Below are 24,472 nucleotides of genomic sequence, written 5' to 3' on the forward strand. Positions count from 1 at the left end.
CCGGACAGCCCACCACCGCGCCCTGCTACTTGCCGTGGGTGGCGAACAGTTCTCCAAGGGCCGCTTCCAGCCGTTCGGCGTGGGCGGCGTCCTTGGCGACCACGCAGTACTCGCCGAATCCGCCGGACTCACTGTTGTCCGGTACGGTCAGCAGGACGCCGGTCCGGGTCGCGTGGTCATACGCGAGCCCCGCTTCCGTCAGGGCCTTCACGGCGGCGGTGATCGGCGGAAAGGTGCACCTGCGCTGCTCGACGATCACGCGCTCGGCACCCAGGATTCCGCCGACGATGCGCTCACCGATGTGATAGGCGTGGGTGGATCCGCTGACCCGGCAATTGAACTCATTGATCAGGATCCCCCTGTCCGTCGTCAGTATGGCGTCGACGGTGACAACGCCGCGGTAGCCGACCGCGTGAACCGCTCCGCAAAGTCGCCTGGCCTGCTCCAGAAAGTCATCGAATCCTGGAAGTTCAGCGGTGGGAGCCGGCCAGATGTGGCCGTTCAGTACCGGCTCCATGCGCATCGCGCCGTGGCCCGCAAGCTCGATTCCCTCCTCGCCGAGGCTGAACTCGGCGCACAGGGGCAACGAGTCGGCGAAGTAGTGCTCCACGACGACCGGGCTGCGGTCGTCGTCGGACAGCCAGTCCCACCGTTCGGCGAGGTAGGCGTTCAGCGCCTCGCGGTCGGCGGCCACAACGGTCCGCAGCGCACCCACCGGCTCGACACCGGGTACCGGGCTGATCACCTCGTTCCCGAATCCCGCGACATGGAAATCACGTTTGACGATGGCCGGCCTCCCCCGGGACAGCAGTTCCTCCCACAGGAACTCCTCGGCCTGTTCCTTGACCGAACACACCTTCGCCGGCGGGACAGCCACACCCGTCCCGCCGGCCAGCGCGTGAAAAGTGGCCTTGCTGTTCAGCAGCCTGCCTCCGCCCTTTTCCAGGAACGCGAAGCCCGGCGTCACGCGGTCCAGCCCCAGCTTCCGGCTCAGCGCGGCCACAGTGCTGTCGAAGTGAAACGGGAACACCTCGCAAATGTCGGAGGCGCGTACGGTCCGCTCCAATCGGCCGTAGAATTCCGGGTCCATGAGCCGGTCGCGGGACAGAATCCCGTCACCATGCCTCCCGGAGGCCGGGACGATGACCTCGATCGCTGTACGATCGATGCCCAGCAGGCCGGTGACATAGCCGAGGAAGTACTCGTCCGGCGTCATGGGAAGCACCAGTACGTCCCCGTCCTGGAGGGACCATGCCATGCGCTGAGCCTGGTTCCCCACGTACTGGCGATACTCCGGAGAGAGTATCTCCAAGTTACCGACCATTTCTTCGGTCCGCTGATTACTGACGATCATTTTCGCCATCGAGACTCCCCTTCAGTCCTCATGCGCACGTGACCTGTCCGCTCGGGCAGGGTTCTAATCGCAGTCGATCTGTACGATTTCCTCTATGTCGACGAGGAGTTGAGCGAGCTCTTCGTGTGTGGGGACAGAGCCGTAACACACATAGATGTTGCCGAGTCGCCCGGTGCGCCAGTCGATACGGTCACCCGGTGCCTGATGCACGATCATGCGGGTGACTTCGGGTCGCTTCCGAATCTGTTCGACGCCGCGCACTTCGCGGAGAATTTTCGCCCGCAGGTCCGGGACCTTGGCGTAGAGGAAAGCGATCGAGCGGTACACGGTGAGGTCGATCCCACGCAATGCCGTGTCGTCGCCCAGCGCGATCCGGACGGCCAGTTCGATCGCGTTCATTCCCGTCGACTGATGGAGGAGTTCGTGGATCCGGCCACCGAGCCTGCCGTTGACTTCGATCACCTGGGGCCCCTGAGGACTGAACTTGATCTCCGTGTGGCACAACCCGCTGCGAACCCCCAGTGCCCGAACGGCCCGTGACGCAGTATCAAGAACCTCTTCCCGCAAGCTCTCCGAGAGGTCCGCGGGCAGAAACGAACCTGTCTCACGGAACGGTTCGGCCAACGGGAATTTCCCGGTAACCGCGACATGGGTCACCTCACCCTCGTGCACAGCCGATTCCACGGAGACGTAGTCGCCCCAAGGCCACGACGTCGGCATCCCGGGGATCTGCTGCTCCAGCACAAAGGCTTCCGCTGCGCTACCCATCTCGGCTCCTGCGGGAAAGACCTCCGCGCAGATGTCGATCAACTCTTCCAGGGAGTCCACCGGGTACGTGCTCCGGCTTCCCGTCCCTCGGTCCGGTTTGAGGACTGCGGGCACCCCGATCTCCGCCAGTGCCCGGCGCGCCGACCCCTCGTCGTGGACCAGTCGAGTCGACACCGACGACACGCCGGCCGCATTGAGAAGTCCGCGCTGCGTATATTTACGCGTCAAGGATTCGATTCGGTCCGGCGCGTGAAACAGGAGGCCCAGCCGCTCGGCCAACTGCGCGGTTCGCTCCAACTGATATTCACTGAAGGTGACGATTGCCTCCGGTTCGCACACGCGGATGTGCTCTGCGGCCTCTTCCAGGTTCATTCCGGCTATGTCGCACAGAATACCGACCTCCTGTATAAGATCCTTCGGCTGTTCGATCAGATCGGACTCCGGACACACGAAGACAGGGACGGCGAATCCCTGAAGGGCGTCCGCGATGTCCAGGACGCCGGCGGAACCCATGTCATGGACGACTGCGATGCGGTGCAAACCGTTCTCCTGGAATGAGGGCTTCGTGCATCTCGTTCGAGTTCCCGGCGAATCGGGCCACGTTGTACGGCAGGCAAGGCCTGCTACTTGAGCCGTCTCACCGGCGTGGCGTCACGATCGACCAGGAAAGCCGGACGTGACAGCTTTGTCGGCACGTTGTCGACGGAGTTGTAGGTGAGTACGAGCATGGCTCTGCGGTCGGCGGAGAGATTGTTCGATGACGAATGAACGATGGACGGGTGGAACGCCGTGACCGTTCCTGCCCGGCCGAGCAGCACCTTCGGGTGGAAATCCCGGGCCAGCGTCTCCACCCGACTTTCCGGAACGGTGTGGGTGAGATTGGCAGAGACATGTTCACGCCAATCCCGACCGCCGCCGTCACGTCCTGCCCCGGATTCCCCGACATCCTCGACATCCTCGACATCCTCGACGAGCCCCAGCACGTGTGAGCCCGTGAGTACTGTCAGCGGCCCGTTGGTCTCGTGCACGTCGTCAAGGTTGACCGCTATGTTCACCGCGTCGGCGGTGGGCATTCCGTCCTCGTGCGACCAGAAGGCGTAGTCCTGGTGCCAGGGCCACTCACGCCCCTCGCGCGGGCTCTTTATGTTCACCTTGAATTGGTACAGATAGACCGGCCCGCCGATCAGCTGCTCGGCCAGATCCAGCAGCATCGGATGCCGTACCAGCTCGGCGCAGGCCCTGTCGTACCGGTGGCACCCGTGGAGGGCACGGACCGTCCTCGTGCCCTCCTCGTAGACGACTTCAGGGCGTGTGATCGCGGAGATTTCGGCGACGCTGCGGCGTATCCCGTCGAGGACATCCGGTCCCAGCCTCTCGGCCGCCACGAACCACCCCCTTTCGGTGTAAGCAGCACGCGCGATCGAGTAGCCATCGGGTGTCGACTCGGCCACTTCGGGCTCTCTTCCTCCTGCGTTGCGGGACACGGTTCCTCCGGTTCAGGCCGGGCGGACGCCGGCCGACTGCTTCTCCCATTCCTCTCGGTCGCGCAGGTAGAGAGGCTGTTCGGCGACGATCGCGTTCGTGTGTGCGGCTCCGGCGGTCAGCCTCCACCTCACTGATCCGTGCACCCTGTTCGCGCAGGTATGGATGAACTGCTGGCACGCGTCCCGAAGTTCGCCGAACCAGCGGCCCTCTACCGCTTCACGCACCCAGATCTGTTCCATGTGGATCTTCTCGCGTATTGTCTCGGCACCCAGAACGGCGGTCTCCAAGTGTCTGAAGGAGCGCAGGAGAAGACTGGCCGCAGGCATTTCCCGGATCTCCAGGACCTTTTCGCCGCCGGCGAGATGTTCCAGGCCGCTGTAGCGGCCGATGCCGAACGCTCCCGCACGGAGGTTCAGCTCGGCTATGAGTTCCGTCAGCGGCAGCTCCCTGCCGTCGATCGCGACCGGAACGCCAGCACGGAACCGGATGACGACCTGCTCCTCCGGCCTGGCGTGCGACGTGACGCTCCACCTGTACAGGTGCTCGGGCACCACATGGTCCTCCGGATCGTCCAGAATTCCGGACTCGAACTCACGGCACCACAGGTTGGAGTCGCCGCTCACCACCCGGCCCGCCATCTCCTCCAGGCCGGCCTGCTTCAGTTCCCAGATCTTCTGGTCCCGGCTGATGGGATCGAGCTCGTACGGGCTTCCGTACGCTCCGTTGAAGCCGAGCAGGCCGATCGCGCCGTTGAGCCGACGCAGCGTGTTCTGCGAACGGTTGGCCGTATGCAGGATCGTGTGCGCGCCGACGTCTCGTGCGAGTTCCACGGCCACGCGCGCGATGAGCGGGCGGCTCAGCGAGGAACTGATCGGATGGGTGTCCAGGTAGACGGCCTGGGCGGAGATCGCGGGACGCACGAATTCGTCGGCGAAGGTCTCACGCGCGTCGATCACGTGGAGATGTATGCCGAGCGTGTCAGCTATCCGCTGTTTCTCGACGCTGGTCTCGTCGTCGCCCACGTCGACGCTCACCGCGTGGATGTCGCGATATCCCGACCGGGTCAGACACTGGAGCAGATAGCTGCTGTCCAGTCCGCCGCTGAACAGCGTGACGATCGGGTGTTCGCGTCCGGAGTCGTTCGTGTCGAGGTCGCGGAATGAGCGCACCGTGTGTGTCGTGTTCAATGCAGAACCCTCATTCCCGTATTCCGGATTGAAGTCGACGTGGCTGTCGATCGCGGCGGAGTCCGCCAGGCCCGCGGTTTCCACATCGTGACCGCGAGCCGCGATACCGCATCAGGAGACCTGCGCGTCGGCATCGGCTCGCTGGGCGTCGATCAGCGCAGCAAGGTCCCGGAGCACCGGGTGGTCCAGCAGCGCCCGGAAGCCGATGGTGACGCCGAGGTCTTTGGAGACGCGCTGCCGGATGCGGAACGCCAGCAAGGAGTTGCCGCCCGCGGCGAAGAAGTCGTGCCCGGCGCCGGCCGGTCCGGTGCCCAGCATCTCCTCCCAGAGGTGAGCGAGGTACGTCTCCGTCTCCCCCTTCGGCCGGTCGTCCTGGAGGAGTGTGCGGGCCTCGTCGTCGAGCAGTCGCCGCAGCGCGTCCACGTCCCGCTTGCCGTTCTCGTTGGCGGGAATGCCGGGCAGCAGCAGGATGCGGCTGGGGACCATGAACTCCGGGAGTTCCCTCTCCGCGTACGCGGTCAGCTGATCGGCGGTCAGGGTCTCGTCCGCCGCCACGAACGCCACCAGCCGCAGGTCGAGCTCCTCACCGACGGCGAGGACGATCGCCTCCCGCGCCAACGGGTGTTGGGCAAGGGCTCGTTCGACCTCCGCGGGCTCCACCCGGTAGCCGCGAATCTTCACCTGGTCGTCGGCACGGCCCACGTACTCGAAGATTCCGTCGGAGCGCTGCCAACCGAGGTCGCCCGTGGCGTACATGCGGCTGCCGTCAGCTGCGAAGGGGTCGGTGAGGAAGCGCCGCGCCGTCAGCTCCGGCTGGCCGATGTAGCCGCGCGAGACACCCTTGCCCCCGACGTAGAGCTCGCCGGTCTCACCGGTGGGCACCGGCTTGCGGTCGGCGTCCAGGACGTACATCGAGAAGCCGTCCAGGACCCGGCCGATGGGGACCGTGGTCTCGTCATCCCCGACGGCGTCGATCCGGTGGACCGAGCAGCCGGTCGTCGTCTCCGAGGGACCGTACAGGTTCCACAGCGATCCCTGGAAGCCGTTCGCGAGGACGTCCCGGCAGGCGGAGGCGAACATGACGCCGCCGCCGACCTGGAGGACCCGCAGACCGGCGAACGTGTCCGGGGTTTCACGGGCCAGATGGTTGAAGGCCATCGTCGGGACGATCATGACGCTGATGCGGCGGTCCTCGATCTCCTGCTTCACATCCGAGGCCAGGAGTTCGGTCATGGCCGGCAGGACGACGATCTCGGCACCGTGGGCGAAGCTGCACCACGTCTCGAAGTGGAAGGCGTCGAAGGAGACGCTGGCGATCTGGCTGGTCCGGTCGGTCGGGAGCAGCTCCGGCATGGCGGAGTTGCTCGCGAACGCCACCAGGTGGCGGTGCTCCAGCACGAAGGCCTTCGGTATGCCGGTCGAGCCCGAGGTGAACAGTACGCAGGCCGCGTCCTGCGGAGCGGGCGGGGCGAGGTCCGGAGCCTGCGCGTTGGCGGGTTCGCCCCGCCACTCGACGACATCGGTGTCCAGGTGGGACAGACGTGCCGCCCAGCCCGGCTCGGTGACCACGGCCTTCGCACCGCTGCGGCGGATCATCAGGTCCCGTCGCCTGTCCGGGTAGCGGACGTCGACCGCGACGTACGCGGCGCCCGCCTTCAGGATGCCCAGCAGGGCGACGAACACCTCGCTGGAACGCGGTCGGTGCACCACCACGCGGTCCTCCCGCCCCACCCCGCGGGCGGCGAGTCGGGCGGCGAGGGCGTCGGAGCGGCGGTCCAACTCCGCGTAGGTGAGGGTTTGTTCGTCGTCGCTCACGGCGTTCCGGTGGGGGTGGCGGGCCGCGGTCGACCGGAAGAGCTCGACCAGCGTGCCGGTTGCCTGGTGGGGATCGGGCGTACTCAAGACGGACTCCTGACTCTGCGCAACGACGCGGGCGTCGTGGAGGGGCGGGGAGGTCGGTACGACTGAAACGGGCAGCCGCGGGAGGCGGTTCGGTGGCGGGTTCAGCGGCTCGGCGCGCCGGCGGCCGTGCCCCCGGACGGCAACGCCCGGATCTCGCGGGCGAGCCGCTGGGGACAACGGACTCAGGCGCCGGCCGGCAGCAGATCCGCCGTCCTGAGCAAGCCGCTGCGGGCGTGGAAGAAGTAGGCCTGACCCACGACCAGGAGGAGGTTGGCGCAGGCCAGGGAGAGCCACAGAGCGTGCAGACCGCCCGCGGAGCCGACGGGGACGGCGGCCAGGGCGAGCAGGCCGTAGCAGGCGGCGAAGGCGACCAGGCTGGGCACCGTGCGCTTGATGCCGATCAGCCCGAAGCCGAAAACGGCCTGGACCGCGTCCGCGGCGACCGCGAGAAGGACTATGGGCAGCAGATCGACCACCTGTTCGTGCAGGCCCGCGTCCTCCGTGAAGACGGAGATCACCGGCCCTCGGGCCAGGAGCAGCACGCCGGCCAGCGCCGAGACCGCGCACAGGGCGACGCCCACCCCGGCGAGCGCGCTGCGCCGGATCTCCGTGACGTCACCGCTCTTCACAGGGTCGGCCATCAGGGGCACGGTCGCCTGGCCGACCGCGACCGCGGCCGTGAACATGAGGTTCACCAGTGACAACGCGATGCTGTGCACGGCTGCGCTGTCGGTACCGACCCGGGCCGCGGAGAACGCGAGCACACCCAGTACCGCGAACTTGATGAGCACGGTCGCCGCGAGCGGGATGCCGACCCCGGCGAGCCGGAGCACCTCGGACAGCCGCGGCCGACCGAGCCGCAGCGACCGTCCCGCCAGCACCGTGTTCCGGCGCAGCTGGTAGTGGGCGAGGGAGGCGTTGATGGTGCTGGAGGTCAGCATCGCGATGCCGGCACCGGGCAGGCCGAGTCCGTCGAAGGAGCCGACGCCGCCGACGAGCAGCAGCGAGAGCACCACCGCGGCCGCCGTGCCCGTCATACCGGAGCGCATCACCGCCTTGCCCTTGCCCAGGCCGACGAGCGCCGAGGTGGCCGTGGCGCCGATCGACATCATGACGACGGCGCAGGCCAGGATGTAGGGGAAGACGCCCAGTTCGTCGAGGGTGGTGTCAGGGACCCCGCCGAGTCTGCCGATGACCGGGACGGCCGCGACCGCGACCGCTCCCAGCAGGCCGACGAAGATGCCGAGCCACATGCCGTTGCGCAGTACCGGCAGCAGCCCGTCGGCGTCGTCCTTCTGCGCCGAGACGAAGGGCATCACACCGCGCATCGCCCCGGCCACCGCGGCGGTGGCCGGGCTGAAGACCGCCAGGGTGACGGCGAAGGCCGCGAGCGAACCCGTCGCGTGCCGCCCCAGGACGGCCGTGTCCACCAGGGAAGCCGCCGACGACGCGATCATGGTGAGGTAGAGCGGTAGGGCGGCGCCGGCTATCCGCCGCATTCTCCCCTTCTCCGGGGTTCCTGCCGAAGCGGCGGACTTTTTCTCACTCACAGCTCATCACCTTTCTCGTCCCGCGCCGCCTCCGGCGCGTCGTACAGGACGGAACGCACATCCGCCACAAGACATTCAGCGAAACTCTCGACATGTTCGAACAGATAGAAGTGACCACCGGGCCAGGTACGGGTATTGACGGCTCCTCGGGTTCTTTCACGCCAGCCGTCGAGCAGGGCTGCTTTGGCCAGCGGGTCGGCGGCTCCCGAATAGACGGATATCGGGGCACGCAGCAGCGGCCCGTCGGTGTGATCATAGGTGTCGACGACATGCAGGTCGCCGCGCAATACCTCCACCATGTAGTCGACCACGTCCGGGATGGTGAACATCTCCTCCGGCGTACCGCCGAGTTCCCGCAGGAACGCCACAAGCCGCTCGCGTGACCACAGGTCCCGCCGTTCGGCCCGCCGCGCGACCGTCTGGGGGGCTGGACTGCCCGAGACGCCGAGCCACACTGGTGCCTCGCCTCGCCGCTCCAGCTCTCTGACCAGCTCGTACGCGACGAGCGCGCCGAGGCTGTGGCCGAAGACCGCGATCCGTTCGGCGCCCTGGGCAAGGACCGCGGGCGCCAGCCGCTCCACCATTTCCGCGGTGCTGCGGCAGGCCGGCCGCTCCCCCGAGGCTCCCCGCCCGGGCAGTTCCACCGCCAGGGACCGCCAGTTTCCCGGAAGTCGGGACAACAGCGGCGAGAAACTCGCGGCCGAACCTCCCGAATGGTGAATGAGGAAGCAGGTGGTTTCGGGTTCCTGTGTCGGCTTCAGATACGCACCCCGCTCGGGGTGTTCCCTGAACATCATGTGACTCGGCATTGTCTCCGATCCGCCTGCTCGATAGAGTGAGTGACCGCGGTGAAATCCGCACCGAACTCTGCTGTGCCGACACTCGTGAGGTGGCCGTGGACAGGATCGCATTCCTCTTTCCCGGGCAGGGATCCCAGATACCCGGCATGGGCAAGGATTTCGCGGAGGAGTATGCGGAAAGGGTCGAAAAATACTACGTCATGGCGGACAGGATTGTGGGATTCCCGCTGAGCCGCCTGTGTTTCACCGGCGGCGCAGAGGAGCTGAGGGACACCTCCGTGACCCAGCCCGGCGTCTTCCTCACCAGCCTGGTCGCCTCCGCTGTCCTGCAGGACCTCGGCGTGCGGCCGGATGTGGTGGCCGGGCACAGCCTCGGTGAGTACACGGCCCTGGTGCACGCGGAGGTGCTCGCCTGGGAGGACGCCCTGCGGCTGGTCCGGGTCCGCGGCGAGCTGATGTCCCGGGTGAACCGCCGCACGCCCGGCGGCATGGCGGCGGTCCTGGGGCCGTCGGCCGAGTGGGTCGGCGACCTGTGCGCGGAGGTCTCCCGTGCCACCGGCGAGTTCGTGGCAGTGGCGAACTACAACTCGCCCTCGCAGACGGTGGTTTCGGGGAGCGCTCCCGGGCTGGAGGCGTTCACCGCGGCCGCCCGCGCGCAGGGGGCCCGGCATGTGACGCCGCTGAAGGTGGGTGCTCCCTTCCACTCGCCGCTGATGAAGGAGGTCGAGGAGGAGTTCGGCGCACATCTCGACGCGACGTCCTTCGCCACTCCGTCCCTGCCCGTCGTCGCCAACAGCACGGCCGGCTACATCCACAGCGGCAGTGCGGCGCGGGAGCTGCTGAAGCTTCAGCTGTCCTCGTCCGTGCTGTGGCAGCAGACGCTGGAGCTGCTGGTGAAGGAGGAGGTGACGGCTTTCGTCGAGGTCGGGCCCGGCCGGGTGCTGACGAACATCTGCCGCGGCACCGCCCCGAAGGTGCCCGCCATGACCGCCGGCACGGTGGGGCAGGTCCGTCAGGCGCTCGCGCGGCTCACCGCACAGCAGCCGTAACACCCGGGCGGTGGCCGCCCAGGTCCGTGCCGCCCGTCCGCGCCTCCCTCGGCTCACAGCTCCGCACACCTCCGCCTCAGCATCGCGAGATGCCGCAGCGCGGCCAGCACCTCGTCCGTCTCCACCCCGAAGTCGATCAGACAGGCGATCTCGTCGACGCCCAGTTCGGCCAGCGACTCGACGAGCGGGAGACAGCCCTCCACGGAGCCGATCAGACAGCGGGTCCGGGCGTATTCCTGGTACGCGTGGTCCAGCAGCTCCCGCAGCGCCGCTTCCGACGGCTCCCCGGTGTCGGCGGGCTGCGGCGACTTGAGGCCGAAGAGGTTCATGGACGAGCGCATGTACGCGGACATGGGGGCCCGCGCGGTCTCCAGTGCGGTGTGCGCGTCGTCCGTCACGAAGGTGTGGAGCATGATGGTCACGCGCTCCTTCTCGATGCCGTGGCCCGCCGCCTCCAGCGCCTCGCTGTAGTCCCCGAGGTTCTCTTCCAGTTGGTCCCAGGACTGGCCCAGGAGGTGGGTGAGCACGCCGCAGCCCAGCTCACCGGCGGCGGCGAAGGTCTGGGCGGAGCCGGCCGCAGTGATCCACAGCGGGATGCCGTCCTGTCGCGGGCGCGGGTAGGTACGCACGCTCCGCTCCGTCCCGTCCGGTCCGGGCCGGGAGATGGCCTCACCGGCCCACAGGGCGCGCAGGGTGTGGACGCCGTCGCGCACCAGCTCCTTGTTCTTCGCGAGGCTTCCCGGGGCCAGGACGAAGTCCTGCGGGTTCCAGCCCGAGGCGAGAGCGATCCCGGCGCGTCCGCCGGAGAACTGGTCGACGACCGCCCATTCCTCGGCGACGCGCAGCGGGTCGTGCAAGGGCAGCACCACGCTGCCCGCGCGTACGCCGACGCGCGAAGTGACGGCGGCGACCGCCGCCGAGGTCACCGAGGGGTTGGGGAACGGGGCGCCGAAGTCGTGGAAGTGCCGCTCCGGCGTCCACACCGCGGAGAACCCCTCGGCATCGGCGAAGCGCGCGGCCTCCAGGAGGAGACGGTACTGCTCCGGCGTGTCCTGCCCGTTGGCGAAGAAGAAAAGGCCGAATTTCATGTCTCCTGCCTGAGGTCGAGGGAGGCCTTGAGGTCCTCGGGGGTGGTGTCGGCCTCGAACACAAGGGCGTACAGGGCCGTGCGGTACAGGGCCGGCAGACGGGCATCCCGCCGCTCGGCCGCGCCGGCGCCGTACTTGAGCTGCGCCCGGAACGAGGCCGGGCCGTCGGTGACGGTGAAATGCACGCGCTGCCCGGCGGCCAGCGGGTCGGGGCCCGTGTCGCGCAGCCGCTGTCCTCCGAGGCGCAGCTCTCCCCCGTCGTCACGCGCGTAGTTGAACACCACAGGCAGGTCCCGGAAGGCGTGCAGCCGCTCGTCGGCCGCAGCGAGGTCGGCGTAGGGCACGGTGCGTACGGCGTCCACCGCGCGGAAAGCGGTGCGCACCGCCGCCAGCGTCCGGTGCAGCGGCTGGTCGCGCTGCAGCCGGAACGGCATCGGTACGACGTTGGCGAAGGCCCCGACACTCCCTTCCAGGACGGGGGCGACCCGGCCGTCGAGGGCGACCGCGCAGACGGTGTCGTCCGTCTCCCGCGACCAGGCGAGGGCGGTGCAGAACGCGGTGAGGTGCAGCAGGAACGGCGTGACGCGGGCCTCTGCGCAGCGGGCGTGCAGCTGCCGTTGAAGCCGCTCCCCCGGCGCCCAGGAGGCGCGTCCGGCGACAACACCGACAACACCGCCGGCCACCGGGCGGAGCAGGTCCGGTTCCCCGGGGGCGCCGGGGAGCAGCGATCGCCAGGTGTCGGCCGCCTGCCGTGCCTGCTCGCTGCCGACGAGAGCGCGGCGCCAGGTCACGTACCGCAGGAATCCGTCGTCCGGCTCCCGCGGGGCCGACCGGCCGTCGTAGGCCTCGGTCAGGGCGCGGCACAGGGTGTTCAGGCCCCGCCCGTCGAGGGCGGCGAGGTGCACGGTCAGACCCAGCAGAGTGGTGCCGCCGGGTGCCTGGGCCGTCGAGAGGCGGAACAGGGGTTCGCGGCGCGGGTCGACGGGCACGCGCTGGGCTTCGTCGTGGAGCCAGGCGGCCGCGGCGGCCGGGTCCTTGCCCGCGGGTACTTCGTGCACGGCGATACGTTGCGGGCCCTGCCCCCGTGCGCCGCGCTGCGGGTACGGCGGGTCGAGAGCCGGGTGGCGGGCTGTCACCTCGTCCGCGGCGGCCCGCAGACGGTCGATGTCCACGCGCTGTCCGGTGTCGTAGACGAAGGTCTTCTGCCGGGCGGCCGAGACGGTGCCGTCGACGAGTTCGGCCAGTCCCGGGGGCAGCAGCAGCGGCTCGGCGACCGGCGGCAGCTCCTCGCGCGCGTCGTCGGTGGGGGTGCGGCCCAGGACAGCGGTGGCGATGCCGGCGGGGGTTGCCGCCTCGTAGAACTCGCTGACCGAGAGCCGCACGCCGAACTGCTCGCGGACGGCGTGGATGACGCGGGTGGCCAGGAGGGAGTGGCCGCCGGCGTCGAAGAAGTCCTCGTCCGGTCGCAGCCGCGGATTGTCCAGCGCGCGGCGGAAGACGGCGAGCACACCGTGCAGGACACCGCCGTCCGCCCCGTGCGGCTCGGGTTCCGGTGCTGCGGCGGGGCCGCCGGCGGGTGGGGGCAGCTGTGCCGTGTCGACCTTGCCGTTGACGTTGACCGGGAGCCGGTCGACGACGGTGAACGACGACGGCACCATCGCCGCGGGCAGTTCGGCCCGGAGCCGTTCACGGGTGCGTTCGGCGATGCCGGGGCCGGCGTTCGTCACCAGGTAGGCGTCGATGCGCTGGTCGCCTTCCGGGCCGCGCACAGTCAGGGCGACGTCGCGGAGATCGGGATCCTTGCGTATCACCGTCTCGACCTCACCCAGTTCCACCCGCAGGCCCCGGATCTTGATCTGTTTGTCGCCCCGGCCGAGGAACCGCACGTCGCCGGAGGGCAGCAGGCGAGCCCGGTCACCGCTGCGGTAGCCCCGGGCTCCGCCGGGGACCGGACGGTCCGCACGGTGGTCCAGGAAGCGCTCCGCCGTCAGCTCCGGCTGCCCCAGGTAGCCGGTGGCCACGCAGACGCCGCCGATGACCAGCTCGCCCACCGCGCCACGCGGCGCGGCCTGCCCGTCGGCGTCGAGGACGGCCAGAGTGACGTTCTGGATGGGGCGTCCGATCGGTGCGTGCCGGGGCCACCGGTGCGGTGGCCCGGTGAAGCGGTACGAGGTGACGACGTGGGTTTCGGCCGGGCCGTAGTTGTTGATGAGCCGGCAGTCCGGCAGAGCCTCGAAGAAGGACACGACGGACTCGCTCAGCCTCAGCTGCTCTCCGGTGGAGGCGATCTCGGTGAGGGAGGCGAAGGCAGCGGTGTCGGCCGCGAAGCGGGCGGCGAGCGCGTGCAGCAGGGACACCGGAAGGATCGCCTTCTGCACCTGGTGGCCTCGGACGAAGTCCGCGAGCAGATCGTGGTCGTGCTTGGTCTCCTCATCGGCGATGTGCAGGGATCCGCCCGAGCACAGGGCGCCGAACATCTCGTGGAAAGCGGCGTCGAACCCGAAGGACGCGAGCTGGAGCCACCGGCGGGCGGCGGTGTGCCCCGCCGTCTCCCAGTGGATGAGGTTGGTCAGCGCATGGTGCGGGAAGTGGATGCCCTTCGGCCGTCCCGTCGTACCGCTGGTGTAGGTCAGGTAGGCGCCGACGGACGGGTCCGCCAGGTCTCCGGGGGCGATCCGGCCGGTGCCCCGCAGCGCGGTGGGGTCGGGCAGTTCCAGCGGGGCCGCGCCGTCCGCGAAATCCGCGTCGGCGGCGCGGGTGCACAGCACGAGGCGGGCTCCGCAGTCCTGTGCCATCACGGCCAGGCGCTGCCGTGGGTGGGTGAGGTCGAAGGGCACCGGGGTCGCCCCGGCACGCAGCACGCCCAGGATCGCCGCCACGAGGGGCACACCCCGTGCCATGGCGACACCCACGTTCTCCCCGGGGCGGACGCCGCGCGCGACGAGCAGTTCGGCCACACCGACGGAGATCCGGTCGAGTGCGCCGTACGACAAGGACGTACGGCCGTCGGTGACGGCGAGGCGGTCGGGGTGCTCGGCGGCCAGCCCGGCGAAGACGGCGTGGACCGGGCGCTCTGGCAGGGGCACGATCGGGCCGGTCAGCGTGGCGGCGGTGCGCGCGGCCTCGGTGGGTGGTTCGGCCGGGACCTCCCGCAGCGGGCGGTCCGGAGAGCGGGTGAGGGCGTCGAGCAGGAAGGCGAAGGACTCCTGCCAGGCGCCGACCGCCTCCCGGCCGAAGCGGTCGGTGTCGTAGAGGAAGCGGCCCGCGATGGCCCCGTCGCGGGCGAACCACCAGTCGAGCGAGAGCTCGTAGGGGCTGGTGTGCCGGTCGAAGGGCAGCGGACGGCGTTCCAGGCCGGCCGGCGGTTCGGCACCGCCCGCGTCCAGGCTGAGCATGTTGAACAGCACCTGGAAGAGCGGTGTGCCCTGCGGGTCACCGGCACGGCCGAGGTGTCGGGTGATCACCTCCACAGGCAGGTCCTGGTGGTCCAGGCCGGCCGTGACCCGTGCCGCGAGCCGGCCGACGAGCGAGCGGAAGTCCGGGGCGCCGCCGGTTCCGGCCCGGATCGCGAGGGTGTTGACGAAGTTGCCGATCAGGTCCCGGGTCTCGGGCCGGTGACGGCCGGAGACCGGTACCCCGACGACCAGGTCCGGACGGCCGCCGAGCCGCGCCAGCAGCACCGCGAAGGCGGCGAACACCACCACGAACGGGCTTGTGCCGAGCCGTTCGGCCAGCTCCCGCACCTGCCGGGACAGCTCGACAGGGAGGGTGAAGTCGAGGAGGTCACCGCGGTAGCTGCGGGCAGCGGCGGGCGGGCGGTCGCCGGGCAGCTCAAGGGGTTCCGGAAGGTCGGCCAACTCCTTGAGCCAGAAACGCAGTTGGCGGTCGGCGTCCGGGGAGGCGAGCCAGTCGGCGACGGACCGGGCGTGGGCGGCCTGCAGCCCGTCGATCGCGGGCAGGGTGACGGACACGCCGGTGGTGCGGCGGGTGTAGCAGGCGTAGAGGTCCCGCAGCAGGACGCCGGTGGAGTGGGCGTCCGCGCAGATGTGGTGCACGGACAGGGCCAGCACGTTGCGATCGGCGCCGAAGGTGAAGACGCGGGCGGCGAGGACCGGGGCCCGGTTCAACGGCAGTCTGCGATCGAGGAGTTCGGCGATGGCGGTACGCAGAGCGGCCTCGTCCGCGACGGCGACGACGGGCAGCTCCACGGCAACCGAGGGCAGGATCTCCTGAATCGCGTCGTCCGCCGTGGCGCGGAACACCGCACGCAGGCTCTCGTGCCGGGCGACGACGTCGGCGAGCGCAGCCCGCAGTGCCGGCACGTCGAGCCGCCCGCGCAGGTCGGCGAGAACGGGCACGTTGTAGGCCTCGCCCGCCCCGTCGATCTCGCCCAGGAACAGGAACCGCTCCTGCTGCGGGGTCAGCGGCAGGACACCGCTCCGGAAGCGGGTGGTGTCCTGGGGCGCCGTCGTCCCGTCGGCGTGTGCCGTCTCGGTGGCCAGGCGTGCCAGGTTCTGGGGTGTGGGGGCGCGCAGGAAGGTGCCGAAGGGCACGTTCGCCCGCAGGCGCGACCAGGTCATGGCGACGACGCGGGTGGCCAGCAGGGAGTCGCCGCCGAGCGCGAACAGGTCGTCTCCGGGGCCGACTTCGTCGGTGCCGAGGCACTGGGCGAAGATGTCGACGGCCTGCCGCAGCGCACCGTCCCCTCCTGGTTCCGCATCCTGGGCGTGCCGCGGCCCGGCCGCCTCTCCGGGCGGGTGGGCTTCCAGCCAGTGGCGGCGCCGGTCGAAGGGGTAGGGCGGCAGGTCGACGATCCGGCCGCCGTCGGCGTCGGCGAGCCTCGCGCGATCCTCCACCAGCCCGAGGGCCCAGGCCCGGCCGAGGCGCGCGAGCAGTGAGGGATGGCCACCGCGCGCGGCGCACGAACCGTCGACGGCGGCGGCCGCCGCGAAGAAGTCGGGGACGGCCCCTTCCGGCAGGGCTCGTGCCGTGCCGAGCAGTACCAGCGCGCGCACGCGGGGCGGCAGGGTGCGGCGGCCCGGTGGCACGGGGAGCTCGCCGAGGATCCTGTCGAGGTCGGGAAGGCGCCCGGCCGAGCAGAGTTCGGTGCCGTCCTCGTCGTACCAGGGGATCTCCGCCGGGCGTGGCGCGGCCCGGCGCAGGCTCTCGGTGAGCGGGACTCCGTGGACGAGGCCCGCCAGCGCGGTGGCCAGGTCGTCCTCGGTCAGGGCGCCGGCGAGTACCGCGGCGGCAGGCCGCGCGGCCCCGTCCGTCACGACGGCGCGCGGAGCCACACCCCGGTGCTCGGCCCATACGGCGGCCTCGCCCAGGCACAGCACGGCGCCGACCAGCTCGGCGGGCCCCGCGGTGGCCAGGTCGTCGAGGGCCCGCCGCGCGCTCGTCCCCCGGGCGGCGGCCCACGGCCCGGCCAGTCGCTCGGCCGTGCGACGGAAGGCCGGGTGGACGGCGATGAGTTCCCGCACCGCCCGCGCGTCCGGTACGGCGTACCGGAACACGAACGCGCACGTCGCCGGGTCCCCGGGCGGCATGTCGGAGTCGAGTACGACCGGTGCGGCGCCAGGTGTCCAGAGCAGGGCACGCCGGTGCGGCAGGGCCGGGTGCGCCCGGGTGAGGGTGTACGCGATGTCGCGGGCACCCTCGGGGGTCTCTTCCGCGAGCCGATCACGAAGGCCGGTCTCCCGTGCGTCCAAGGCCGAGCGGGAGGCAGCCGAGAAGGGCAGCAGCCGTGCGGGGAGCGCAGGCGCGGCAGCCGGCGGGGGCATCGGGGCCGGGGGTTCCTCGACGAGCAGGTGGACGTTGGTACCGCCCACGCCGAACGAGCTGACGCCGGCGAGCAGGGGGCGCGGGCCGTCCCACTTCTCGCGTTCCCTGATCACGCGGAACGGCGAGGACGCGAAGTCGATGTGCGGGCTGGTCTCCTCGCACCCGAGCGTCGGCGGCAGCTCGTGGTGGCGCAGGGCGAGTACCACCTTGATCAGTCCGGCGATGCCCGAGGCGGAGTCGGTGTGGCCGATGTTGGACTTCACCGACCCGATCGCGCAGAAGCCCCGCGCGTCGGTCGTCTCCCGAAAGGCCTCGGTGAGGGCACTGACCTCGATGGGGTCGCCCAGTGCGGTGGCGGTGCCGTGCGCCTCCACGTAGGAGACCCGGTCCGCGGCAACGCCCGCCATCTGGTGCACCGAGGCGACGAGCTCGGCCTGGCCGTCGACGCTGGGCGCGGTGTAACTGCTCTTGCGTGCACCGTCGTTGTTGATGTCACTGGCGCGGATCACGGCCAGCACCCGGTCTCCGTCGGCCAGGGCGTCCTCCAGCCGCCGCAGCACGACGACACCGACGCCGCTGGCGAACACCGTGCCCGCGGCCCGCGCGGAGAAGGGCAGGCAGCGGCCGTCCGGGGAGCCGATACCGCCTTCGGCGTACGGGTAGCCGAGGTCGGTGGGCTTGATCGCGGCGCCGCCCGCCACCGCCGCGTCCGTCTCGTAGTCCAGCAGGGCGCGGCAGGCGTGGTGGACGGCGGCCAGACCGGAGGAGCAGGCGCAGTCGACCGCGACGCTCGGGCCGGTCAGACCCAGGCGGTAGGAGATGCCGGTCGCCGTGAACCCGCGGTCGTTGCCCATCAGGACGCGATGCCAGCCGAGGCCCTCCACCACCTCGGGGTGGCTCATGACATGGCGCAGCAGGTAGTCGGAGTGGTTCATGCCGAGGAACACCCCGACGCTTCCCCGGAAGGAGCCGGGGTCGAGCGCCGCGTCCTGGAGCGCGTGGACGGTGGTCTCCAGCAGGAAACGCTGTTGTGGATCGGTTGCCGCGGCCTCCGCGGGGGTCATCCCGAAGTAGTCCGCGTCGAACAGGGAGGGGTCGGCGAACGGCTTGCGGACGGCGACGTACGACGGGTCGTTGCCGACCCGCTCCAGCAGTCCCGCGCGTCGCAGTTCCTCCTCGGGCACGGCTTCGTGGGGTTCCGCGCCGTCCCGGAGCAGCTCCCAGAACGCCTCATGAGAGTCGGCCCCGGGGAATCGGCAGGCCAGGCCGGTGATGGCGACGGCCGGAGAATCGGTGTCGTGGTCGGGAAGGTCGGCAGCCAAGGCTCCTGCTCCGGTGTCGAGGCACACGGGTCACCGGCCGGGTGACGGGCGTGTCGCAGGCCGGTGGGTGTGTGCGGGGGTTGGGCGCAGCTCTCGTGGCGTCGGTTCGGGTGTGGCCGTCGGACGGTCAGTCAGGCTCGCTCGCCGGTGCCGCCGGGCGGCGCTGCTGCTTGCGCAGGACCTGTTGTCTGCGCCGCAGTTGGGCTTCGCGCCGGGCGGCCGGGGTCGCCGTACGGTCCCTCGGTGGTGTCCCGGGGCGAGCCGCGCCGCTGAGATGGGCGGCGTACGTCCGGACGGTCGGGTAGCGGAAGAGGTCGACGATGCGGGCGTCCTCGCGGACCCGGGCACGGACCTCGGTCAGCAGCCGGGCCACGAGGAGGGAGGTTCCGCCGGACTGGAAGAAGTCGTCGGCCGGGCCCACCCGGTCGTCCCGCAGCACCGACCGCCAGACCTCCAGCAGGCGGCTCTCCAGGTCGTTCAGGGGCTCCTGTACCGCCTGCTCCCGGGCGGCGGCGAGCCGAACCGTGGGCAGGGCCCTGCGGTCGGTCTTGCCGCTCGTCGTGGTGGGCAGGGCGGCACGGGGGACGTAGGCGGCCGGAATCATCTGGTCCGGCAGCAGGTCCGCGAGTCCGGCGCGCAGCGTCGCCTCGTCGGGCTCGGCACCCGGCCGGGGCACGTAGTGGGCGACCAGGACGCCGCGTTCACCGTCGCGCTGCACGCACACTGCCGCCTGTGCGACCCCGTCGAGCGAGTTCAGCGCGATCTCGATCTCCTCCAGCTCGATCCGGTAGCCGTTGACCTTGACCTGGTTGTCGACGCGGCCGACCAGTTCTATGTCTCCGGAGGGCAGCAGGCGGGCGATGTCACCGGTGCGGTAGACGGGGCCGTCCGGGTGGACGGCGGGCAGGACGGGGAAGCGTTCGGCGGTCAGTTCCGGCCGGCCGACGTAGCCGCGGGCCACGCCGGCGCCCGCGAGGACGAGTTCGCCGTACATGCCGACCGGGACGGGGTTCAGGGTGGCGTCCAGGATGTGGGCCGAGGTGTTGGCCAGCGGCCGGCCGACGAGGACCTCGTCCACATCCGCGGGGACCGTCCAGGACGTCGACCAGACGGTGGTCTCCGTCGGCCCGTACATGTTGAGGACGCGCGGAATGCCGAGGCTCTTGAGCCGCGCGGCGAGCGTCCGGTCGAGAGGTTCGCCACCGACCATCACCACGCGGAGCCTGCCCAGCGCCTCCTCGGCCCCGGGCAGAGCGAACAGGCCGCGCAGCAGGGTGGGGGTGGCCTGCAGCGCGGTCACGCCTTCCCTGACGATGAGTTCGGGGACGGTGGCGGGCTCGGCGCCGTCGGGTTCCTGGCTGTCCCGTCGCAGGCTCTCGGCCGTCTCGGCGAGCACCACGGGCACGCCGCGGGCCAGGGTCCACAGCAGTTCCACCACGGCGATGTCGAAGGTGACGCCGGTGACGGCCAGCCACACCGCCGGGGAGGGCAGTGCGACCGCCTCGTCCAGGGCCGTGAAGAGGTTCGTCAGGTTGCCGTGCGTGACCTCCACGCCCTTGGGCTGCCCGGTGGAGCCGGAGGTGAAGATGACATAGGCGGCAGCCGCCGGATCCGGGGCCGGGATCTCGGCGGAGCCCGGGGCGGTGAGGAGGGTGCCGGCGTCCAGGCGCATGCCGGGGAAGTCCGGGCACCGCCCCGCGAAGGGCTCGCCGGTGACCAGAGCATCGCAGCCGGCCGAGTCGAGCATGGCCGCCAGGCGTGCGTCGGGGGCGGTGGCGTCCAGGGGGACGTACGCGCATCCCGCCCGCAGGATGCCGAGCAGGACTGCGACGAGTTCGGGTGACCTGGGCACGAGGACGCCCACGCGTGACCCGGGCCGCAGTCCCGCGGCGCGCAGTCCCGCCGCCACCGACTCGGCGTGTCGGGCGAGTCCGGTGCCGGACAGGCTCCGGGACCGGAAGGTGACGGCCGGAGCGTCACCGCGTTCCCTCAGCCGGCGCAGGACGGGCTCCTCGACCCGCCCGGCGGGCACGGTCCGGGCCGTGGCGGCGTTCCACCCGGTGATCAGCCGTTCGCTGTCGGGGTCGGCCAGCCGGAGGGCGGCGAGCGGGGCGTCCGGGTGGGCGCACATCTGCTCCGTCAGATACCGGAACCAGTTGGTGAAGCGCCGCGCGCCGTCCTCGTCGAACAGGGTGTCGTTGTAGACGAGGAGGCCCTGAAGGCCGTCGCCGTTCTCGCGGAGCTTGAACATCAGGTCGTACTGGGCGGAGTAGAACGGAGTGTCGGCGGCCGCTGCCCGCACGCCGGGCAGCGTGAACTCCTCGCCCGGGTAGGTCTGGAGGATGAAGATCGTCTGGAACACCGGGGAGTGCGAACTGCTCCGCTCGGGCGCCACCGCCTGCACGACCTGGTCGAACGGCAGGTCCTGGTGGGCGAAGGCGTCGAACGCCGTGCTCCGGGTCCGCACCAGATGGTCCCGGACTGTCCGGGTCTCATCGATCCGGCTGCGCACGGTGATGGAGTTGAAGAACAGGCCGAGGGTGTTCTCCAGCGCCTCGTAGGGACGGTTGGCCAGCGGGCTGCCGACTGCTATGTCGTCCTGGCGGGTCATCCTCGACAGCAGCAGGGAGTACGCGGCCATGAGGGCGCCGTAGAGCGTCGTACCGGTCTCGGCGCACAGCTCGCGGGTCCTCGCGAGGAACGCCGCGTCGTAGTGAAAGGTCAGCGCGGAGCCGCGGTAGCTCTGGACCGCCTCACGCTGCCGTGCGGGCACCAGTTCCAGCAGGGGTGGCAGGTCCGCGAGCGTCTTGCGCCAGTAGTCGCGCTGGCGGCGGGCGAGGTCGCCGCCGAGCCACGCGCGTTCCCAGACCGCGTAGTCGGCGTACTGCACGGACAGCTCGGGCAGCTGTGCCGGGCGGCCGGCGACGCGTGCGGAGTACAGCTCCGACAGCTCTTTCTTGAGCAGACCGGTCGACCAGCCGTCGGAGACGACGTGGTGCTGGGTGACCACGAAGGTCCACCGGCGGGTGCCGGTGCGCAGCAGGTCGAAGCGGATGAGCGGGGCCGAGGCCAGGTCGAAGCGGGTGGAGACGGCCGTGAAGAGGGCCGCGGCACGTTCGCCGGGACCGTCGCACTGCTGGACGGAGAAGACGGCGCGGCAGTCGTCGTGGACGGTCTGGAACAGCCCGTCGGGGGTCTCGGTCAGGGCGGTGCGCAGGATCTCGTGGCGCCGTACCAGGTCCTCGACGGCGCCGCGCAGCACGTCCTCGTCGAGGTCGCCCTCAAGGTCGCTGGCGAAGTACATGTTGTAGACGGGCAGGTCGGTCGCGGTCTGCTCGACCAGCCACAGCCGGTGCTGGGCGTAGGAGGCGGGGATCGGGGCCTGCCGGTCGACGCGCTGGATGCGCACGCCGCGGCGGTACTGCTCCTCCTCGTACTCGCGGAAGAACTGGGAGATCTCGTCTCGCCGGTCGCGGATGGCGTCCTTGACGCCGTCGGTGAGGACACCCTCGGGGGCGGAGACCGTGAGTCTGCCGCCGTTCGTCGTCACGTGGATGCCGCGTGCGGACAGGTCCTCGAGAAAGCGGGCGACGTTCACAGTTCCACCGTCTCCATCGCGTGGTCCGGCTCGGAGGTCGAGGCGGCGTAGACGCGCATCGCGGTGAGTTCGTCCTCGACGAGCTGCGTCATGCCGGCGAGTGTCTCGGCGTCCAGGAGGTCTCCGAGGGGGACGCGGACCTCGAACCGTTCCCGGATGCGGGCCATGATCTGTGAGGCGAGCAGGGAGTGGCCGCCGAGCGCGAAGAAGCTGTCGTCGGGCCGGACATCGGGTACGCCGAGGACCGTCCGCCAGATCTCCGCGAGTTCGGCCGGTACGTCGGCCCCGCCGGAATCGGGGGCCGTGGGCGGCTCCGGAAGGGGCTGTGGGTGTGTCCCGGGGGCAGGGAGCGCCCAATGGCGCACTTCGTCGAACGGGTAGCCCGGCAGGGGGACCCGGTGGCCGCCGCCGCTGCCGGGGATCAACTCCCAGCGCACGTCGGCGCCGTGCTCCCAGCAGCGGGCCAGCAGCCGCAGCCACGTCTCCCGGTCGGCCGCCGCGGCGACGACGTCCAGGCATTCCGCGGGGAGCGTTCCCTCGTCCTCTCCCATCACCACGGAGCGGGTCACCTCCAGCAGGTGTTCGACCGAGGGCGTCCGGTCCGGGGTGAACACCTCTCCGATGGCCGGCGCCCGCACCTCGAAGTCAGGCGGGGCGAGGGAACAGGCCAGCAGCTCCCGTTCGGTCTCCAGCAGCAGCCGCTCGCATGCGCTCAGGTCGCCGCCCGTCGAGGCCAGCGTCAGTGCCCGGAGGTGCCGTCCGGCACACCGCAGGGCCACGTCCCGGGGCAGCGAACCGGCCTGACCGAGCGCCAGGAACTCGCCTCCGTTCACGGCGGCGACCGCGTGCGGGCGTATGCGGAGATCAGCCAGGGAGTCGAGCAGCCCGCTCACGGTCCGCACGGCCCGGGCTGCCTCGGGGCCCTCGGTCCCCGCGTCCTCCTGCGGTCGGTGCGGGTCCGGCGGTCGCCGTACCAGCTTCTCGTCGACCGCGTGCGATGTGCCGAGGCCGAGGCCGATCCCCAGGACCAGCGGACCCGGGGACAACGTGTCGCCCGGCCGGTCGTGCAGGGCGGCGGCGAGGCCGTCGCGCGAGGAGGCCACCCAGGCGCGGCGCACCGGGTGGGGGGTGCGGCCCTGCTGGAGGGTGTGGGCGGCGTCCCGGAGGGCCGGGCCGGGCGTGGTGACGGCAGCGGCCAGGCGTTCGCGCAGCCGGTCGAGCGCCTGCGGGGTGCGGGCCGAGAGCGGGAAGACCCGTGGTTCGTCGTCGTCCTCGGCGGCCGCCCCGGTGGACGGCGGCGGCTCCTCAAGGACCATGTGGGCGTTGGTGCCCCCGACGCCGAGCGCGGTGACGGCCGCACGCCGGGAGTGTCCGGTCAGCGGCCATGGATGGGCGCCGGTGCTGACGTACAGGCCGCTGTCGCCGAATTCGATCAGGGGGTTGAGCCTGTCGTGCCCCACGGTCGCCGGGACCGTGCCCTCGCGAACGGCGAGCACCGCCTTGAGGAGTCCGGCCATGCCTGCCGCGGTGTCCAGGTGTCCGACGGACGACTTCACGGCGCCCACGGCACAGGGCGTGGTCGCGCCGAGTCTTTCCCGTGCCTCTCGCAGCGCGGCCAGCTCGACCGGGTCGCCGAGCGGCGTTCCGGTGCCGTGCGCCTCGACGTAGCCGATGGTCGCGGGATCGACGTCGGCGTCGAGGAGCGCGGCGATGACCACGTCGCGCTGGCCGCGCACGCTGGGTGCGGCGAAGCTCTGGCGGTCGGAGCCGTCGTTGTTGAGGGCGGAGCCGCGGATCACCGCGTGGATCGTGTCGTCGTCCCGCACCGCGTCGGCCAGGCGTTTGAGGACGACGACGCCCACTCCGCTGCCGGGCACCGTGCCGCGGGCCTGGGCGTCGAACGGGTGCAGCGCGCCGTCCGGCGACATGACGCCCCCGTCGTGGGCGCGGTAGCCGTGGTGCTGCGGGAGCTGGACGGAGACCGCGCCGGCCAGGGCGAGTTCACACTCGTGGGCGAGCAGGCTGCGCCGGGCGAGGTGTACGGCGGTCAGCGAGGTGGAGCACAGACTGCTGACGAAGACACTGGGCCCGCGCAGGTCGAGGTGGTACGAAACGCGCAGGGGCAGGGCGGCGGGGGCGTCGGACATACCTCGCTGTGTCCGGGCTCCGCTGCCGGGGGCGGGCAGCAGGTCGGCGTACCGGTTCTCGCCGGCGCCGCAGAAGACGCCGACCCTGCGGTCGTCGCCGCGGCCGGCCCAGCCGGCGTGCTCCAGGGCGTGGACCGCCTCCTGGAGAAGAAGGCGGTGCTGCGGGTCCATGGCGGCGGCCTCGGCCGGGGGAATCCCGAAGTACGCGGCGTCGAACAGCTCGATGCCGTCCAGCGCGCCCGCGACCGGGACGTAGGAGGGGTCGGCGCGGACATCCGGGGGCACGCCCTTGCCGTCCAGGGCGTCGGAGGTCTGGGGGGTCAGGGAGGTTCGGCCCGCCAGGAGGGCGGCCCAGTAGGAGTCGATGTCCGGGGCACCGGGGAAACGGCCGGCCATTCCGACGATCGCGACGGACTGCCTGTCCTGCACGGGGTCCAT

Annotated in this window: 12 protein-coding genes; 1 reads left to right on the plus strand and 11 read right to left on the minus strand. The window is 70.9% G+C overall.

Translation table 11 applies throughout. The features are described 5' to 3' along the window. Positions 1 to 25: 25 nt before the first annotated feature. The 7 genes from ACFZB3_RS49040 to ACFZB3_RS49070 all read right to left on the minus strand — a co-directional run bounded on the left by ACFZB3_RS49040 (position 26) and on the right by ACFZB3_RS49070 (position 9,043). Positions 26 to 1,363, minus strand: a complete 1,338-nt coding sequence (locus ACFZB3_RS49040) for a peptide ligase PGM1-related protein (protein WP_391390211.1) — start codon at positions 1,361 to 1,363, stop codon at positions 26 to 28. 54 nt (positions 1,364 to 1,417) lie between these two features. Continuing rightward, positions 1,418 to 2,662, minus strand: coding sequence for an ATP-grasp domain-containing protein (locus ACFZB3_RS49045; protein WP_391390213.1), 1,245 nt, complete (start codon positions 2,660 to 2,662; stop codon positions 1,418 to 1,420). 83 nt (positions 2,663 to 2,745) lie between these two features. Next, positions 2,746 to 3,573 carry a phytanoyl-CoA dioxygenase family protein gene (locus tag ACFZB3_RS49050; RefSeq protein ID WP_391390215.1) on the minus strand — a complete coding sequence of 276 codons (828 nt, stop codon included), beginning with the start codon at positions 3,571 to 3,573 and terminating at the stop codon, positions 2,746 to 2,748. 45 nt (positions 3,574 to 3,618) lie between these two features. After that, positions 3,619 to 4,878, minus strand: a complete 1,260-nt coding sequence (locus ACFZB3_RS49055; protein WP_391390217.1) for an argininosuccinate synthase-related protein — start codon at positions 4,876 to 4,878, stop codon at positions 3,619 to 3,621. Between the two features lie 27 nt (positions 4,879 to 4,905). Then, complete coding sequence (locus ACFZB3_RS49060) at positions 4,906 to 6,696, minus strand: amino acid adenylation domain-containing protein (RefSeq protein WP_391390219.1); 1,791 nt, start codon at positions 6,694 to 6,696, stop codon at positions 4,906 to 4,908. A 182-nt stretch (positions 6,697 to 6,878) separates the two neighbouring features. Further along, positions 6,879 to 8,195, minus strand: coding sequence for an MATE family efflux transporter (locus tag ACFZB3_RS49065; RefSeq protein WP_391390221.1), 1,317 nt, complete (start codon positions 8,193 to 8,195; stop codon positions 6,879 to 6,881). Positions 8,196 to 8,242: 47 nt separating this feature from the next. Next, a complete protein-coding gene (locus tag ACFZB3_RS49070; RefSeq protein ID WP_391390223.1) occupies positions 8,243 to 9,043 on the minus strand; it encodes an alpha/beta fold hydrolase in 801 nt (266 codons plus the stop codon). Between the two features lie 98 nt (positions 9,044 to 9,141). Here ACFZB3_RS49070 and fabD point away from each other — a divergent pair, with 98 nt between their 5' ends. Beyond that, positions 9,142 to 10,095 carry an ACP S-malonyltransferase gene (gene fabD / locus ACFZB3_RS49075; RefSeq protein ID WP_391390225.1) on the plus strand — a complete coding sequence of 318 codons (954 nt, stop codon included), beginning with the start codon at positions 9,142 to 9,144 and terminating at the stop codon, positions 10,093 to 10,095. Between the two features lie 53 nt (positions 10,096 to 10,148). Here the strand turns inward: fabD and ACFZB3_RS49080 are convergent, their stop codons facing one another. From ACFZB3_RS49080 to ACFZB3_RS49095, 4 genes are all read right to left on the minus strand, one after another. Then, positions 10,149 to 11,183, minus strand: a complete 1,035-nt coding sequence (locus ACFZB3_RS49080) for a MupA/Atu3671 family FMN-dependent luciferase-like monooxygenase (RefSeq protein WP_391390227.1) — start codon at positions 11,181 to 11,183, stop codon at positions 10,149 to 10,151. Then, entirely contained in the window at positions 11,180 to 18,289 is a 7,110-nt protein-coding gene (locus tag ACFZB3_RS49085) for an amino acid adenylation domain-containing protein (RefSeq protein WP_391390229.1), read from the minus strand. The genes ACFZB3_RS49080 and ACFZB3_RS49085 overlap by 4 nt, the downstream gene beginning before the upstream one ends. 127 nt (positions 18,290 to 18,416) lie before the next feature. Continuing rightward, positions 18,417 to 21,887: an amino acid adenylation domain-containing protein gene (locus ACFZB3_RS49090; protein ID WP_391390231.1), complete on the minus strand. Its 3,471-nt coding sequence runs from the start codon at positions 21,885 to 21,887 to the stop codon at positions 18,417 to 18,419. After that, the gene (locus ACFZB3_RS49095; RefSeq protein ID WP_391390233.1) at positions 21,884 to 24,472 is read right to left on the minus strand and encodes a beta-ketoacyl synthase N-terminal-like domain-containing protein; all 2,589 of its coding nucleotides are present in this window, start codon (positions 24,470 to 24,472) and stop codon (positions 21,884 to 21,886) included. Before ACFZB3_RS49095 ends, ACFZB3_RS49090 begins: the two co-directional genes overlap by 4 nt.

The sequence above is a fragment of the Streptomyces sp. NPDC008092 genome, from assembly GCF_042957285.1.
GTDB lineage: Bacteria > Actinomycetota > Actinomycetes > Streptomycetales > Streptomycetaceae > Streptomyces.

What these genes read in the sequence shown, in the direction of transcription:
- ACFZB3_RS49040 (WP_391390211.1), bottom strand. Translation starts at nt 1,363, where the DNA reads ATGGCGAAAATGATCGTCAGTAATCAGCGGACCGAAGAAATGGTCGGT.
- ACFZB3_RS49065 (WP_391390221.1), bottom strand. Translation starts at nt 8,195, where the DNA reads ATGCGGCGGATAGCCGGCGCCGCCCTACCGCTCTACCTCACCATGATC.
- ACFZB3_RS49070 (WP_391390223.1), bottom strand. Translation starts at nt 9,043, where the DNA reads ATGATGTTCAGGGAACACCCCGAGCGGGGTGCGTATCTGAAGCCGACA.
- ACFZB3_RS49080 (WP_391390227.1), bottom strand. Translation starts at nt 11,183, where the DNA reads ATGAAATTCGGCCTTTTCTTCTTCGCCAACGGGCAGGACACGCCGGAG.
- ACFZB3_RS49095 (WP_391390233.1), bottom strand. Translation starts at nt 24,472, where the DNA reads ATGGACCCCGTGCAGGACAGGCAGTCCGTCGCGATCGTCGGAATGGCC.